Genomic DNA, 15747 nt, shown 5'->3' on the forward strand with positions numbered 1-15747 from the left:
CGTTCGCCCGGAGGGGGGGCAGGCGGGACTTTGCGGACACGGCCTAGGACACGAGGTCCGGGCGCATCGGCAGGCCGTGAACGCCCGGACTACTCCGCGAATGTCGCCGTGAGCGCGTCGGCCAGTCCCGGCACCAGGTCGGAGCCGGTGAGCACGTCGTTCGCCGAGTCCTTCTCACGCAGCCGCAGCGCAGAGTCGCGCTTCCCGCCGCGCAGCACCGCGACGGTCATCCGGACCTCCTGGCGCTCCGGGTGCTCGGCGACCCACTTGGCCAGCCGCTTCTCGTCGAGGCCGTCCGGTACGGACGCCTCCGCGGACGGCGGCAGCATCAGCCGCTCCACGGACAGCGCGCAGCCGACCACCGAGTCCGGCCAGGCGATGGTGCCCAGGAACTCGTCCAGCGGGCTGCCCGCGGGAATTTCCTCCTGCTCGATAGGGGTGAGGGTGCCGTCGGGCACGTCTTCGGTCAGACCCAGCCGCTCGGCGAGTCCGGGTTCCTGAGAACGCAGCTTGCCGGTGTCGACCAGGGCGAAGAGCCGGGCGGGCTGGTCCCAGCCGAGTCCCGCGACGTACTCGTCGATTTCGAGTGCGGCGCGGGTGAGCGGCCCGGCCGCCATGGGGGTGCCTGAGGAGGCGGTGTTGGACATGGTCACAATCCTGCCTCGTTCGGCCCCCGAACCGGGAACCGAGTAAAGCATTAGTAAGTTGCATAGATGGGGCCCGGCGTTTGCAGGGCCCCCAGATTCCAACAGCGAACTTCGAGGTGCGCACCTTGGCTTTCCAGATGCCGGACCGCGGCGGAGGCCCGACAGGGCCGCGGATGAGAGTGGGCCGACCGTCCCGGCGCGTCCGGACCCTGCTCATGACACTGGGCGTACTGGCCGTGCTGGCCATGGCCTTCGTCATGTTCGCGGGGTTCTGGACGGACTGGCTCTGGTACCGGTCGGTGAAGTACTCGTCGGTCTTCACGACCACGCTGTGGACCAAGATCGGTCTGTTCTTCGTCTTCGGACTGCTGATGGCCGTGGCCATCGGCGTGAACATCTGGCTGGCCCACCGTCTGAGGCCGCCGCTCAGCGCCATGTCGATGGAGCAGCAGAGCCTCGACCGGTACCGGATGAGCGTGGCCCCGTACAAGAAGTGGATTCTTCTCGGGATCACCTCGCTGGTCGGGCTGATCGCGGGAGCCTCCGCGGCCGGCCAGTGGCGTACGTGGCTCATGTGGGTGAACGGAGTGCCCTTCAACCAGAAGGACCCCCAGTTCCACCTCGACGTGTCCTTCTACGCGTTCGATCTGCCCTGGTACCGCTTCATGCTGGGCTTCGGCTTCGCGGCCGCGATCCTCTCCCTGATCGCCGCGGCGCTGACGCACTACCTGTACGGCGGACTGCGCGTCACCAGCCCCGGTGCGCGCGCCACGGCGGCGGCCACCGGCCATCTGTCGGTGCTCCTGGGCATCTTCGTCGCACTGAAGGCGGTGGCGTACTGGCTCGACCGGTACGGCCTCGCGGTGAAGTCCAGCGACTTCAAGGCGACCGGCAACTGGACGGGCCTGAGGTACGTCGACGCCAACGCCTACCTGCCGGCCAAGACGATCCTCTTCTGCATCGCGGTCATCTGCGCCCTGCTGTTCTTCGCCACCCTGTGGCGGCGCACCTGGCAGCTGCCCGTCATCGGCTTCGGCCTGATGGTGCTCTCCGCGATCCTCATCGGCGGTCTGTACCCGGCGATCGTGCAGAAGTTCCAGGTCCAGCCGAACGAGCAGGCCAAGGAAGCGCCGTACGTCGAGAAGAACCTCAAGGCGACCCGCGACGCGTACGGCATCACGGGCACCGAGGTCACCGAGTACGCGGGCACGAGCACGACCAAGGACAAGACGAAGCTGCGCGACGACGCCGACGGCGCCGCGAGCATCAGGCTCCTGGACCCGAACGTCGTCTCGCCCACGTTCCAGCAGCTCCAGCAGGTCCGTAATTACTACGCGTTCCCGTCGAACCTCGACGTCGACCGCTACAGCAAGGACGGCAAGGACCAGGACACCGTCATCGGTCTGCGCGAGCTGAACCTGCAGGGCATCCCGAAGAGCAACTGGATCAACAACCACTTCCGTTACACGCACGGCTTCGGAGTGGTCGCGGCCAAGGGCACCACCGCCGACGCCGAGGGACGCCCGGAGTTCACCGAGTACGACCTGCCGTCCAAGGGCGACCTCGGCGAGTACCAGCAGCGGATCTACTACGGCGAGAAGACCAGCCAGTACTCGATCGTCGGCGGTCCCCAGAAGGAGATCGACTACTCCGACGACACCGGCGAGAAGACGACCAGCTACAAGGGCAAGAGCGGTGTCAACCTCTCGAACCCGGTCAACCGGGCGGCGTACGCGGTGGCGTTCAGCGAGCCGCAGATCCTCTACTCCGGCGCGATCGGTGAGGGCTCGCGGATTCTCTACAACCGCACGCCCAAGGAGCGCGTCGAGGCGGTGGCCCCCTGGCTGACCATCGACGGCGACGCCTATCCCGCGGTCGTCGGCAACAAGATCGAGTGGATCGTCGACGCGTACACGACGACGAACGGCTACCCGTACGCCTCGCGCACCACGCTCGGGGACACGACGGCCGACTCGCTGACCGCCGCCAACAACCAGCGGGCGGTGGTGGCCCAGCAGAACCAGGTCAACTACATCCGCAACTCGGTGAAGGCGACCGTCGACGCGTACACCGGCAAGGTCACGCTCTACGAGTGGGACACCAAGGACCCGGTCCTGAAGACCTGGAAGAAGGCCTTCCCCGGGACGGTGAAGCCCAAGGCCGACATCCCGCAGGCCCTCATGGACCATCTGCGCTACCCGCAGGACCTGTTCAAGGTCCAGCGCGAGCTGCTGACCCGCTATCACGTGAAGGACGCCGAGACGTTCCTCAGCGGCAGCGAGGTGTGGCAGGTGCCGGACGACCCGACGAACAAGTCGGGCAACGCGGTGCCGCCGTACTACCTCAGCATGAAGATGCCGGGGGAGGAGTCGCAGGCGTTCTCCCTGACGACGACGCTCACTCCGAACGGCCGCGACAACCTGAGCGCCTTCATGTCGGTCAACGCCGAAGCCGGCACGAGCGACTACGGCAAGATCAACATTCTCAAACTGCCCACCGGCAGAACGGTCGACGGACCGAAACGGGTGCAGAGCCAGTTCAACTCCGAACCGTCCATCGCCGAGTCGATCAGGCTCCTCAGAGGTGGTGACTCGGAAGTCGAGTACGGCAACCTGCTGACGGTGCCGCTCGACGGCGGACTGCTCTACGTGGAGCCCGTCTACGTACGCGGTGGTGGACTGAAGTACCCGCTGCTGCGGAAGGTGCTGGTGACCTACGGAGGCGCGACGGCCTTCGAGGACACGCTGGGGCAGGCGCTCGACAAGGTCTTCGGAGCGGAGGGTTCGACCGCCGAACCGCCGGACGAGGACGAGACGAATCCGCCGCCGACCTCCAGTGACCCGACGGTCCAGGAAGCGCTCGACGACGCCCAGAAGGCCTTCGACCAAGGCCAGGAAGCCCTCAAGAAGGGTGACTGGGAGGCGTACGGAACGGCGCAGAAGGACCTGGAGGACGCCCTCAAGAAGGCCGAGGACGCACAGGCCGCGGCCGACAAGAAGGCGGGCGGCAGCGACAAGGCCGGCGACTCGGGCGACAAGAAGACCGAGGAGAGTGCCAAGCCCAGCAGCAGTCCGAGCAGCAGCAAGAGCCCGGACAGCAGCTGAGCAGAGGTGAGTCAGGAGCCACCCTCGCGCCGTGGTACGGTTTGAACACAACGGCGCGGGGTGGAGCAGCTCGGTAGCTCGCTGGGCTCATAACCCAGAGGTCGCAGGTTCAAATCCTGTCCCCGCTACTGATGTTGAAGGACCCGGATCCTCACAGGATCCGGGTCCTTCTGCGTGTGCGGACTGTCAGCCGAGTGGGCAAGGACGCTCCTCGTTCACCAGTGCTGCCGCGGTGAAGGCCGCGCTGGACGGAGGGAGTTGGGGAAACTGTGTTTCACTTGTCTCTCTGTGGGCATGTCGACAAAACGCTGAAGTGACCTCACTGGCTGCGGTATACCAGGTGTACCCAGGTTGCAGGTGGTGCGACGATGGACGTTATGGGGGACAAGGCAACTCTGTTGGATACAGGGCGGTTTGTGCGGCCTTCCGACCGGGACGAGACCGGTGAGGCTGTGGAGGAGGCTCGTCAACGGCTCGCCGCGGCAAAGGGCGACGCCGAGGCGATGAGCGTCCTCGGAGCCATGCTGCTCCGCCGCGGTGATCTCGACGGGGCCGAGCCGCAGCTGCGCGCTGCCACCGCGGCCGGTGACCGGGCCGCCGCCAACAACCTCGGTGTCCTCCTGCACCAGCGCGGCTACGCGGAGGAGGCCGCCGGATGGTGGCGGATCGCCGCCGTCGCCGGCTCCGCGGCCGCCGCGCACGCACTGGGCCGCTACCACCGTGAGCGCGGCGACGAGCCCGCCGCCGAGTACTGGCTGCGCCAGTCCGCCGAGCAGGGCCACCCGCTGGGCGCGTACGCGCTCGCCGACCTCCTGGAGCACCGCGGTGACCCCCGCGCCCAGGACTGGATGCGGGCCGCCGCCGAGCGGGGGCACCGCGAGGCGGCCTACCGGCTCGCCCGCGCACTCGACCGGACGGCCGCGCGCGCGGACGGGACCGACTTCGACAGCGGTGTCTTTGAGATTGCGGGGACCGCGGGAGCGGCGGCCGAGCAGTGGTACCGGCAGGCCGCCGCGCGCGGTCACCGCCGGGCCGCGCTGCACCTCGGGGCGATCCTGGAGAGGCGCGGGGAGCTCAAGGAGGCGGGGCGCTGGTACCTGACCTCCGCCAAGGACGGCGAGGCACGGGCCGCCTGCGCGCTGGGATTCCTGCTGCGGGACGCGGGCGACACCGAGAGCGCGGCCGTGTGGTGGCTGCGCGCCGCCCAGGACGGCGACGGGAACGCCGCCAACGCCCTGGGCGCGCTGCACGCCGAGCGGGGCGAGACGCAGACCGCCGAGCGGTGGTACCGGGCCGCGATGGACGCGGGCGACGTGAACGGCGCGTACAACCTCGGGCTGCTCTGCGCCGAGCAGTCGCGGACCGCCCAGGCCGAACAGTGGTACCGGCGGGCGGCGTACGCGGGGCACCGCGAGGCGGCCAACGCCCTGGCGATTCTGCTGCTGCAGGTCGGGGACGCCGCCGGGGCCGAGCCGTGGTTCTCCAAGGCCGCCGAGGCCGGCAGTGTCGACGCCGCGTTCAACCTCGGCATCCTGCACGCCGGGCGCGGTGAGGACGCGGCGGCGCTGCGGTGCTACGAGCGGGCCGCCGCGGCCGGGCACGCCGAGGCCGCGCTCCAGGTCGGCATCGCCCGGCTGAGGGACGGCGACGAGTCGGCCGCCGAACGGCACCTGAGGTGCGCCGCGGGAGGCGGCAGCGCGGAGGGGGCCTACCGGCTGGCGACCGTGCTCGACGCGCGGCGCCCGCCCGCGCCCGAACACGAACTGGGGGAGCAGGCCACCGAGAAGAGCGAGTGCGAGGAGTGGTACGAGCGGGCCGCGTCCCAGGGGCATCGGCGGGCCCAGGTGCGGGTGGGGATGCTCGCGTCCGCGCGCGGGGACGTCGTGGAGGCCGCCCGGTGGTACCGGGAGGCGGCCGAGGCCGGGTCGCGGAACGGGGCGTTCAATCTGGGGCTGTTGCTGGCGCGGGAGGGGAGCGAGCCCGAGGCCGCGCTGTGGTGGGCCCGGGCCGCCGATGCGGGGCATGGGCGGGCGGCGCTGCGGCTCGCCCTTGTCTACGCGCGTCGTGGGGAGCTGGCGGAGGGGCAGCGGTGGGCTGACCGGGCGGTGTCCCTCGGGCCGGGGGAGGTTTCTGAGCGGGCTGCCCGGTTGCGGGATGCTTTGCGGCAGGAGTTGTCCGCGTGACCCCTCCGGGGGGCGGGGGAGGGGAGGGGTGGCGGGGTGGGGTTTTCGCCCCCGCCGCCCCTTCCCTTTCCCGTCCTCGTATGGGGGCTTCGCCCCCTTGCCCCCCCCTGTCGCGCTTCGCGCTCGTCCTCAAGCGCCGGACGGGCTGAAAGATTCGCGGAGCCGCCGGAATAGTGATTTGCGCTTGTCGGTCGGGGTGACGTACTGTTCAGGCATCGCCGCGGGGTGGAGCAGCTCGGTAGCTCGCTGGGCTCATAACCCAGAGGTCGCAGGTTCAAATCCTGTCCCCGCTACTGAAAACCGAAGGCCCGGAACCAGATCACTGGTTCCGGGCCTTCGGTGTTGTGCGTGGCTCCGGGAGCCACGCGGAAGACGGGGGCGTCAGGCCGCTGCCGCGCAGTTCGGGCAGAGGCCCCGGTAGGTCACTTCCACGTTCGAGACCGTGAAACCGAAGCGCTCCGAGTCGGGGAGGTCCGCCAGCGGGTTGCCGTCCGGGTGCACGTCCTTGATCGCGCCGCACTGGGCGCAGACCAGGTGGTGGTGCGGGCGGTGGGCGTTCGGGTCGTACCGCTTGGCGCGCTTGTCCGTGGCGACCTCCAGCACCTCGCCGAGCGAGACCAGCTCGCCCAAGGTGTTGTAGACGGTCGCCCGGGAGATCTCCGGGAGCCGCACCACGGCGCGCGCGTGCACCTCGTCGGCCGTCAGGTGGACGTGGTCCCCGTTCAGCACCTCGGCCACGACGCGCCGCTGCGCGGTCATGCGCCAGCCGCGTCCGCGCAGTCGTTCCAACAGGTCGCTCATACCCACAGCTTAACAGCCTGCTGGACCAGAACCCGAACAGGTGTGACTTTGGAGCGTGACTTGACTTAGACAATGTCTATTGTAGGATCGATCTCGACTTTGGCAGAGGAACGCAGGAGGCGCACGTGACGCAGGGACCGCTTACGACGGAGGCCGGCGCGCCGGTGGCCGACAACCAGAACAGCGAGACCGCGGGCATCGGCGGCCCGGTCCTCGTCCAGGACCAGCTCCTGCTGGAGAAGCTCGCGCACTTCAACCGCGAGCGCATTCCGGAGCGGGTCGTGCACGCCCGGGGCGCCGGCGCCTACGGCACGTTCACCGTCACCGCCGATGTCACCGGCTACACGCGCGCCGCGTTCCTCTCCGAGGTCGGCAAGCGGACCGAGACCTTCCTGCGCTTCTCCACCGTGGCCGGCAATCTCGGCTCGGCCGACGCCGTCCGTGACCCGCGCGGCTGGGCGCTGAAGTTCTACACCGAGGAGGGCAACTACGACCTCGTCGGCAACAACACCCCGGTGTTCTTCGTCAAGGACGCCATCAAGTTCCCCGACTTCATCCACACGCAGAAGCGCGACCCGTACACGGGCTCGCAGGAAGCCGACAACGTGTGGGACTTCTGGGGGCTGTCGCCCGAGTCCACCCACCAGGTGACCTGGCTCTTCGGTGACCGCGGCATCCCGGCCTCGTACCGTCACATGAACGGGTACGGCTCGCACACCTACCAGTGGAACAACGAGGCCGGCGAGGTCTTCTGGGTCAAGTACCACTTCAAGACCGACCAGGGCATCAAGAACCTGACGACCGAGGAAGCGGTGAAGGTCTCGGGGCTCGACCCCGACTCGCACCAGCGTGACCTGCGGGAGTCGATCGAGAGCGGCGACTTCCCGTCCTGGACCGTGCAGGTGCAGATCATGCCGGCGGCCGACGCGGCGGCCTACCGCTTCAACCCGTTCGACCTCACCAAGGTGTGGCCGCACGAGGACTACCCGCCGATCGAGATCGGGAAGCTGGAGCTCGACCGCAACCCGGAGAACATCTTCGCCGAGGTCGAGCAGAGCGTCTTCAGCCCCGCGCACTTCGTGCCGGGCATCGGGCCCTCGCCCGACAAGATGCTCCAGGGCCGCCTCTTCGCGTACGGCGACGCCCACCGCTACCGCGTCGGCGTCAACGCCGACCACCTGCCGGTGAACCGTCCGCACGCCACCGAGGCGCGTACCAACTCCCGTGACGGCTTCCTGTACGACGGCCGCCACAAGGGTGCGAAGAACTACGAGCCGAACAGCTTCGGCGGGCCCGTCCAGACGGACCGGCCGCTGTGGCAGCCCCTCCCCGTCACCGGTCTCACCGGCAATGGCGAGGCGCCCGTCCACGCCGAGGACAACGACTTCGTACAGGCGGGCGATCTCTACCGTCTGATGTCCGAGGGTGAGCGGGAGCGGCTGATCGGCAACCTGGCGGGGTTCATCGCCGAGGTCTCGCGCGACGACATCGCCGCGCGGGCGATCGACAACTTCCGGCAGGCCGACGAAGACTTCGGCAAGCGGCTGGACGCCGCGGTCCAGGCCCTCCGCGGCTGATACCGGCACTGGATCGCTTGCCGTAGAGAGCGGGCCGGATTCCCTCGTACCGGGGAGCCGGCCCGCTCACCTCTGTGCCGCCGCCCCCATAGGGCCCGTTGGGGCTCTCAGGCCGGGGTGGGCTGACGGAGTGGTGCCCAGCAGCGGATGATGTCGCGGACCGAGACGATCCCGACCGGTTCGCCGTGGTCGAGGACGATGAGATGCCGGAAGCCGCCGTGGGCCATCGCCCGGGCGGCCTCCTCCAACGTCCAGGTCGGGGCCGCGAACACCACGTCGGTGGTCGTGTGCGCGTGCGCCCGTTCGGTGTCCGGGTTCTGGCCCAGGCCGACGGAGTTGAGGATGTCGCGCTCGGTGAGGATGCCGATCCCGGTGCCGTCGGGATCGAGGACCACGGCCGCGCCGACGCGGCGCGTGGCCATCAGGGCGGATGCCTTCCGGAGGGTGTGGGCGGGGCCGATGGTGAGGACCACCGTGCTCATGGCGTCGCGGACGAGCATGGACGGAGCCACCTCCTACGAATCCGTTCGTTAACGAATTCACAAGTTCACAAGTGGGGGAACTCTCAGAGTCGCAGTCAAAGGGAGGGTCAACAAGAGGGCGTACGCGGCTGGTTCGGGGCGCGTGTCCCGTCGCCCGTGCCCCGGACGATCCCACGCGCCCCACGAGCGCCGGTGCGCGGCGCCCAGGGGCGGACGGTAGTTGTCGGGCAGGCCCTAGTAACGCTGGTTCAAGTACCCCAGCAGCTCGTCGTGGAGGATGCCGTTCGAGGCCGCCGCGTTGCCGCTGTGCGGGCCCGGACGGCCGTCGAGGCCGGTGAAGGAGCCGCCCGCCTCGGTCACCACGATCGCGGTCGCCGCCATGTCCCAGAGCGAGAGTTCGGGCTCCGCGCAGATGTCGACCGAGCCCTCGGCGACCATCATGTACGGCCAGAAGTCGCCGTACGCGCGCGTGCGCCACACCTCGCGGGACAGGTCCAGGAAGCCGTCCAGCAGGCTGCGTTCCTCCCAGCCGCTCAGCGACGAGTACGCGAACGAGGCGTCCTTCATCCGTGAGACCTGCGAGACCTTCAGCCGGGACGCGGACGACAGACTGCGGCCGGTGAAGGCGCCGTGGCCCTTCGAGGCCCACCAGCGGCGGGCCAGGGCGGGTGCGGAGACCACGCCGACGACCGGCTGGTAGCCGCCCTCGCCCGCCTCCATCAGCGCGATCAGGGTGGCCCAGACGGGGACTCCGCGTACGTAGTTCTTGGTGCCGTCGATCGGGTCGATCACCCAGCGGCGGGGGCCCGTGCCCTCGACCCCGTACTCCTCGCCCAGGATCGCGTCCCGTGGCCGTGCCCGTCCGAGGTGGCCGCGGATCAGTTCCTCGGCGGCCTTGTCGGCCTCGCTCACCGGGGTCATGTCCGGCTTGGTCTCGACCTTGAGGTCGAGCGCCTTGAACCGGTCCATCGTCGCGGCGTCGGCGGCGTCCGCCAGGACATGGGCGAGGCGCAGGTCATCGCGATAGTCGGGCATGGGGGAACGGTACCGCTCCGGGGGGTGCGGCTATAGGGCTGGGGTTGTGGAGAGGGGGTGGGGTTGTGGGGGCGGTCGTCTGGTGCGGGTCCGTCGTGGTCGCCCGCGCCGTTCCCCGCGCCCCTGAAGGATTGCGCCGTTCCCCGCGCCCCTGAGGGGGTGGGGCCTCGGGTTCGCTTCCCGGGTGCGGGTGCGTCGTGGTTGGCCGCGCAGTTCCCCGCGCCCCTGAAGGCAAAGGACTGCGCAGTTCCCCGCGCCCCTGGAAGGGGTCCCTTGGGGGCGCGGGGAACTGCGCGCTCAGCCACAGTGGGCCCGCACGCTACGAACGGACCGGCCCCGCCCCAAGACCGCGCCCAAGGGCGCACACCCCCGCTTTCGTGAGGGTCGTGCGCCCCGTAGGGCGTGCGAAGTCTTGACAGTGACCCCGGGCGCGTCAACTCTGATGCGCAGAGCCGATCGCCCCAGGGAGGCGATGATGCCTGCAGCGCGGGAATCCCTACTGGACGCCGCCTACACGGCACTCGGACGCCGTCCGTGGTCCGCCGTGCGGATGGTCGATGTCGCCGCCGTCGCCGGGGTCTCCCGGCAGACCCTCTACAACGAGTTCGGGAGCAAGGAAGGCCTCGCCCGCGCACTCGTACGGCGGGAGGCGGACGCCTATCTCGCCGGGGTGGAGCGCGCCCTGGTGAGCCGGCCCGAGCCCCGGGAACGGCTGGCCGCCGCGGCGGAGTGGACGGCGGCCGCGGCCCGGGGGAACGTACTGGTGCGCGCGATGCTCACGGGATGCTGGGGAGAGCGGCTGCCCTCTCCGACCCTGTCCGCCGTGCCGTCGTCCTCGGCCGTGCCCGCCCAGCGCCGGGCCGACGGGCCGCTGCCCTCGCCCGGCGACTTCGTGGCGCTGGTACGGGACCGGGCCGTCGCCTCGCTCGCCACGCACGGCGGGTCGAAGACGGAGGCGGCGGAGCTGGCCAGGGCCTGCGAACTCGCCGTACGGCTGGGGGTGTCGTGCGTGCTGGCCCCGGCGGGCGAGGGCGGCACGGCCGGGCTGGTCCGCAACGCGCTCGCCACGGTGCGGTCCGTGGTCTGAGGTGCCTGCGCCGCCGGGGAGGTGCCCGCGCGGCCGGGAGGGAGCCGGCTCAGTGGGACGAGCCGGACAGCTGCAGGCCGATGACTCCTATGATCACGAACGAGATCGAGACGATCTTCAGCGTGGACACCAGGTCGTCGAGGAAGATCATGCCGTAGATGGCGGTACCGGCCGCGCCGATGCCCGTCCACACCGCGTAGGCGGGGCCCACGTCGAGCTTCTTCAGGGACAGCGTGAGCAGGCCGAAGCTGCCCAGCGCGAAGATGCAGAAGGCGATCGTCGGCCAGAGTCTCGTGAAGCCGTGGGAGAGCTTGAGGCAGACGGCGAAACCCGTCTCCAGGAAGCCCGCCACGACGACCAGCAGCCACGCCATGTGATGCCCTCCCACGCTCCGTGACCGCTCGGACTTGGTGCGATTATGCCTTTACCGTCGCGACAGGGATGCAAACAACACAGAGGTCACGCGGCGATCAGTCGCCCTCGCGCCGCTCCCTGGTGGAGAGCAGGCGGCGCAGCGAGTAGAGGCGGGCCGGATCGGCGTGGCCCTCGGCGACCCACGCGTCCAGCGCGCAGTCCGGCTCGTCGTGGCTGCACGCGCGCGGGCAGCCCTCCGTGCCGGGCTCCAGGTCGGGGAACGCCTTGATGACCTGCGAGGGGTCCACATGGTGCAGCCCGAAGGACCGCACGCCCGGCGTGTCGACGAGCCAGCCCTCGTCGCCCGGCAGCGGGACCGCGCGCGCCGAGGTCGTGGTGTGCCTGCCGCGGCCCGTGACCGCGTTGACGACACCCGTGGTCCGCCGCCGCTCCGTCGACACGAGCGCGTTGACCAGCGTCGTCTTGCCCACGCCCGAGTGCCCGACGAACGCCGTGATCTTGCCGTCCAGCTGCTTGCGTACGCGGTCGACGGCCTCGCCGCTCTCCAGCTCCTCCCGGCTCGTGACGACGTACGGGACGCCCAGCGCCCCGTACAGCTCCAGGAGTTCGTCGGGGGGCGCCAGGTCCGACTTGGTGAGGACGAGGAGCGGGTCGAGGCCGCCCGCGTACGCCGCGACCAGGCAGCGGTCGATCAGACGGGGGCGGGGCTCGGGGTCGGCGAGGGCCGTGACGATGGCCAGCTGGTCGGCGTTGGCGACGACCACGCGCTCGTACGGATCGTCGTCGTCGGCCGTGCGGCGCAGGACCGAGGTCCGCGGCTCGATCCGGACGATCCGGGCCAGGGTGTCCTTCTTGCCGGTCAGATCGCCGACGATGGCCACCCGGTCGCCGACGACCGCCGCCTTGCGGCCCAGCTCGCGTGCCTTCATGGCGAAGACCACGCGGTCGTCCACGAGGCAGGTCAGCCGGCCGCGGTCGACGGTGAGGACCATGCCCTCGGCCGCGTCCTCGTGCTTGGGCCGGATGTTCGTCCGGGGGCGGTTGCCCTTGCGGTTCGGACGCGAGGGGATGTCGTCCTCGTCGGTGTGCTTGCCGTAACGGCGCATGATCCAGGTCCGCCCGTCAGTTCCCGAGCATTCCGGTCCACAGAGCGGGAAAGTCGGGCAGGGTCTTCGCCGTCGTCGCCACGTTCTCGATCTGTACGCCCTCCACCGCGAGGCCGATGATCGCGCCCGCGGTCGCCATGCGGTGGTCGTCGTACGTGTGGAAGATCCCGCCGTGCAGCGGGCGCGGGCGGATGTGGAGGCCGTCGGCGGTCTCGGTGACGTCGCCGCCGAGTTCGTTGATCTCCTTGGTGAGCGCGGCCAGCCGGTCCGTCTCGTGCAGCCGCAGATGGGCCACCCCGCTGAGGGTCGAGGGGGAGTCGGCCAGCGCCGCGACCGCCGCGATGCCCGGGGTCAGCTCGCCGACCTCGCCCAGGTCGACGTCGAGGCCGTGAATCGAGCCGGAACCGGTGAACTCAAGGCCCCGTTCCGTCAGTTCGCAGGAACCGCCCATCTCGGTGAAGATCTCGCGCAGCCTGTCACCCGGCTGGGTGGTGCGGGCGGGCCAGTCGGGGATCACGACCGTACCGCCGGTGACCAGCGCGGCGGCCAGGAACGGCTGGGCGTTCGACAGGTCCGGCTCGACCGTCAGGTCGCGGCCCAGGAGCGCACCCGGGGTGACCCGCCAGACGTTCGGCTCGCCGCCCGACTCCGGGGTGTCCACCTGGGCGCCGATCGAGCGCAGCATGTCGACGGTCATCCGGATGTGCGGCATGGACGGCAGTGTCGAGCCCGTGTGCCGCACCTCCACGCCCTGGTTGAAACGCGGTCCTGACAGCAGCAGCGCCGACACGAACTGCGAGGACGAGGACGCGTCGATCTCGACGGGGCCGCCCTCCAGCGCCCCGCCGCCCTGCACGGTCAGCGGCAGCGCGCCGCGGCCGTCGTCGTCGATACGGGCCCCGAGGGCGCGCAGGCCGTCGATCACGCCGTGCAGCGGGCGCTCGTACGAACGGGGGTCGCCGTCGAAGCGGATGGGGCCGTCGGCCAGCGCGGCGACCGGCGGCAGGAAGCGCATCACGGTGCCGGCGTTGCCCACGTCGACCGTGGTCGGGCCCTGCAGACCCGAGGGGATGACTCGCCATGCCTCGCCGGACCCGTCGGGGCCCACGCCCTCCTCGATCCCGACGCCCATCGCCCGCAGGGCACCGGCCATCAGGAGAGTGTCGCGGGAACGCAGCGGGCGGCGGAGCCAGCCGGGCTCGGCCGCGAGTGCCGCGAGGACGAGCGCGCGGTTGGTGACCGACTTGGACCCGGGCACGTGGACCGTCGCGTCGACGGCTCCGCTCGCGTGCGGGGCGGGCCAGAGGGCGGTGAGTGCGGGGTTAACGGGCATGCCCTCACTTTAGTGGGGGTGAGCTCCCCTGGGTTTGGCAGGGAATGGGGGTTGTATGTTGACTGCGGGCGCGTTGTGGCTGGTCGCGCAGTTCCCCGCGCCCCTAGGAGGGGCTGCGCCCCATCAGGCACTGTGGCCTCACCCGGTATCTCACACGCCTCACAGGTTCAGCAGCCAGTTGGCGCCGGCCAGGAGTGAGCACAGGGAGACCGCGTGGAAGAGGAATAGCCACAGGCCCGCCGGTATGTGCGTCAGGCGTGACAGCTGGTCCGCGTCCGAGTCGCCCGCTCCGCCGCGTGAGCGCTTGGCCTGGAGTTCGAAGGCCGGGCGGACTCCGCCGAGCAGCAGGAACCAGACGACGGCGTACGCGAACGCCGCCTGGACCTGGGGACCGGCCAGCCAGGACACCACCACGAACGTGCCGCCGGTGACGAGGACCGTGAGGGCGCCGTACGCGTTGCGGATCATCACCAGCATGGCCACGAGCAGCAGGGTGGCCAGCCAGAGCAGGGCGGTGATGTGACCGGCCGCCAGCAGTGCGGCGCCGCCCAGGCCGAGCAGCGGGGGAGCCGTGTAGCCGGAGGCCGCCGTGAGGATCATGCCGAGGCCGGTCGGCTTGCCGCGGCTGACGGTGAGACCGCTGGTGTCGGAGTGCAGCCGGATGCCGCTGAGACTGCGGCCCGTGAGCAGCGCGACCAGACCGTGGCCGCCCTCGTGGGCGATGGTGATGGCGTTGCGCGAGAGCCGCCACACCGGGTGCGGCACGATCGCGGCCAGCGCGGCCACCATCGTGGCGACGACGACCCAGGTGTCGGGGTCGGGCTGGTTCCCGAAGACCTCGTCCCAGACGGTCGCCAGCGAGGTGGCTGCGGTGCTGTCCATTGGTGGCTCGGGCTCCCTTGGGGCGCTGTCGGCGGGGGTTTGCGCGTGGGCCAGGCAGTCTGACATGTATGAGCGGACGGTATGTGAGACGCGGGAGGGGCGGGGATCGTTCCGGACGGCTAAGACGCAGGTCACAGCAGTGAAGTCCCGGAACGGTCCGGGATACCTGCTCTACCCTTGGCTGCTGTGCGCGGGCCCGGAGACACCTGTGAACCGCTCCGGACCGCTCCGGGACAGGGCGGGATCCCGGAAGCCGTCGAGACGGTGACTGCGACGATGTAGGTTCGCGATTGCGTCAGGTCGGAGGGGTGGTTCCAGATGTGCGGACGGTACGCGGCCAGTCGTGGGCCCGAGGACCTCGCGGGGGTCTTCGAGATCGAGAAGTGGGAGCCGGAGGACGCTCTGGACCCCGACTTCAACGTGGCCCCGACCAAAGAGGTCTACGTGGTCCTGGACCGCCCCCTCAAGGGCGCCGAGGACCCCGCGCCGGTCCGCCAGCTGCGCCGCCTCAAGTGGGGCCTGATCCCCTCCTGGTCGAAGACGCCCGAGGGCGGCGCCCGGATGATCAACGCCCGCTCCGAGACCGTCCACGAGAAGCCCTCGTTCCGACGCGCGTTCACCTCCCGGCGCTGTGTCGTGCCGGCCGACGGCTACTACGAGTGGGTCACCGGCACCGGCGAGCGCGACCTGGAGGTGGAGGGCAAGAAGAAGCGGCCCCGCAAGCAGCCGTACTTCGTGCTCCCCGCCGACGGCTCCGTCTTCGCGATGGCCGGACTGTACGAGTTCTGGCGGGACAGGACGCTGCCCGACGACCACCCCCGCGCCTGGTGGGCGACCTGCTCCGTCATCACCACGGAGGCGGAGACCTCGCCGCTCGCGGTCGGCGCCGAAGAGGGTCCGCGTTCCCTCGCCGACATCCACCCCCGTATGCCGCTGATGCTCACCCCGGACCGCTGGGACGCCTGGCTCGACCCCTCCCGTACGGACGTCGAGGACCTGCGCTCCCTGCTCGCGCCGCCGCCGGAGGGTCTGATGCGGGCGTATCCCGTCTCCACGGCCGTGAGCAACGTCCGCAACAACGGCCCGGAGCTGCTGAAGGAGCTGGAGGGGCCCGAGGAGGGCACACTCTTCTGAC

The 15747-nt window shown here is 70.3% G+C and carries 13 protein-coding genes and 2 tRNA genes; 7 read left to right on the plus strand and 8 right to left on the minus strand.

Annotated features, from left to right (window positions below):
- Window positions 1-89 precede the first annotated feature (89 nt).
- Window positions 90-647: a PPA1309 family protein gene (locus ACZ60E_RS21960; protein ID WP_384804462.1), complete on the minus strand. Its 558-nt coding sequence runs from the start codon at window positions 645-647 to the stop codon at window positions 90-92.
- 137 nt (window positions 648-784) lie between these two features.
- On the opposite strand from ACZ60E_RS21960, the gene ACZ60E_RS21965 reads away from it, so the two are divergent.
- The 4 genes from ACZ60E_RS21965 to ACZ60E_RS21980 all read left to right on the plus strand — a co-directional run bounded on the left by ACZ60E_RS21965 (window position 785) and on the right by ACZ60E_RS21980 (window position 6227).
- On the plus strand, window positions 785-3751 hold the full coding sequence (locus ACZ60E_RS21965; protein ID WP_384804634.1) for a UPF0182 family membrane protein: 2967 nt from the start codon (window positions 785-787) through the stop codon (window positions 3749-3751).
- Between the two features lie 54 nt (window positions 3752-3805).
- A tRNA-Met gene (locus ACZ60E_RS21970) sits at window positions 3806-3879 on the plus strand.
- Between the two features lie 240 nt (window positions 3880-4119).
- A complete protein-coding gene (locus tag ACZ60E_RS21975; protein WP_469442507.1) occupies window positions 4120-5934 on the plus strand; it encodes a sel1 repeat family protein in 1815 nt (604 codons plus the stop codon).
- 219 nt (window positions 5935-6153) lie between these two features.
- A tRNA-Met gene (locus ACZ60E_RS21980) sits at window positions 6154-6227 on the plus strand.
- Between the two features lie 88 nt (window positions 6228-6315).
- On the opposite strand, the gene ACZ60E_RS21985 is transcribed toward ACZ60E_RS21980, so the two are convergent.
- Window positions 6316-6735: a Fur family transcriptional regulator gene (locus ACZ60E_RS21985; protein ID WP_107020127.1), complete on the minus strand. Its 420-nt coding sequence runs from the start codon at window positions 6733-6735 to the stop codon at window positions 6316-6318.
- Between the two features lie 125 nt (window positions 6736-6860).
- Between ACZ60E_RS21985 and ACZ60E_RS21990 the strand changes: the two genes are divergently transcribed.
- A complete protein-coding gene (locus ACZ60E_RS21990; RefSeq protein ID WP_469442509.1) occupies window positions 6861-8312 on the plus strand; it encodes a catalase in 1452 nt (483 codons plus the stop codon).
- A 107-nt stretch (window positions 8313-8419) separates the two neighbouring features.
- Here the strand turns inward: ACZ60E_RS21990 and ACZ60E_RS21995 are convergent, their stop codons facing one another.
- Window positions 8420-8812, minus strand: a complete 393-nt coding sequence (locus ACZ60E_RS21995) for a CBS domain-containing protein (RefSeq protein ID WP_384804456.1) — start codon at window positions 8810-8812, stop codon at window positions 8420-8422.
- A 216-nt stretch (window positions 8813-9028) separates the two neighbouring features.
- On the minus strand, window positions 9029-9829 hold the full coding sequence (hisN, locus tag ACZ60E_RS22000; protein WP_265648093.1) for a histidinol-phosphatase: 801 nt from the start codon (window positions 9827-9829) through the stop codon (window positions 9029-9031).
- Between the two features lie 472 nt (window positions 9830-10301).
- Here hisN and ACZ60E_RS22005 point away from each other — a divergent pair, with 472 nt between their 5' ends.
- Window positions 10302-10916: a TetR/AcrR family transcriptional regulator gene (locus ACZ60E_RS22005; RefSeq protein ID WP_469442514.1), complete on the plus strand. Its 615-nt coding sequence runs from the start codon at window positions 10302-10304 to the stop codon at window positions 10914-10916.
- A 49-nt stretch (window positions 10917-10965) separates the two neighbouring features.
- Here the strand turns inward: ACZ60E_RS22005 and ACZ60E_RS22010 are convergent, their stop codons facing one another.
- From ACZ60E_RS22010 to ACZ60E_RS22025, 4 genes are all read right to left on the minus strand, one after another.
- Window positions 10966-11289, minus strand: a complete 324-nt coding sequence (locus ACZ60E_RS22010) for a DMT family transporter (RefSeq protein WP_384804454.1) — start codon at window positions 11287-11289, stop codon at window positions 10966-10968.
- A gap of 97 nt (window positions 11290-11386) precedes the next feature.
- Entirely contained in the window at window positions 11387-12397 is a 1011-nt protein-coding gene (gene rsgA, locus ACZ60E_RS22015) for a ribosome small subunit-dependent GTPase A (protein WP_107021412.1), read from the minus strand.
- Window positions 12398-12413: 16 nt separating this feature from the next.
- A complete protein-coding gene (gene aroA / locus ACZ60E_RS22020) occupies window positions 12414-13730 on the minus strand; it encodes a 3-phosphoshikimate 1-carboxyvinyltransferase (RefSeq protein ID WP_385834471.1) in 1317 nt (438 codons plus the stop codon).
- A 159-nt stretch (window positions 13731-13889) separates the two neighbouring features.
- Window positions 13890-14612 carry a M50 family metallopeptidase gene (locus ACZ60E_RS22025; protein ID WP_469442517.1) on the minus strand — a complete coding sequence of 241 codons (723 nt, stop codon included), beginning with the start codon at window positions 14610-14612 and terminating at the stop codon, window positions 13890-13892.
- Window positions 14613-14930: 318 nt separating this feature from the next.
- On the opposite strand from ACZ60E_RS22025, the gene ACZ60E_RS22030 reads away from it, so the two are divergent.
- Window positions 14931-15746, plus strand: coding sequence for an SOS response-associated peptidase (locus ACZ60E_RS22030; protein ID WP_469442520.1), 816 nt, complete (start codon window positions 14931-14933; stop codon window positions 15744-15746).
- Window position 15747: the final 1 nt, after the last annotated feature.

This window comes from Streptomyces sp. NPDC102514 (assembly GCF_055584525.1).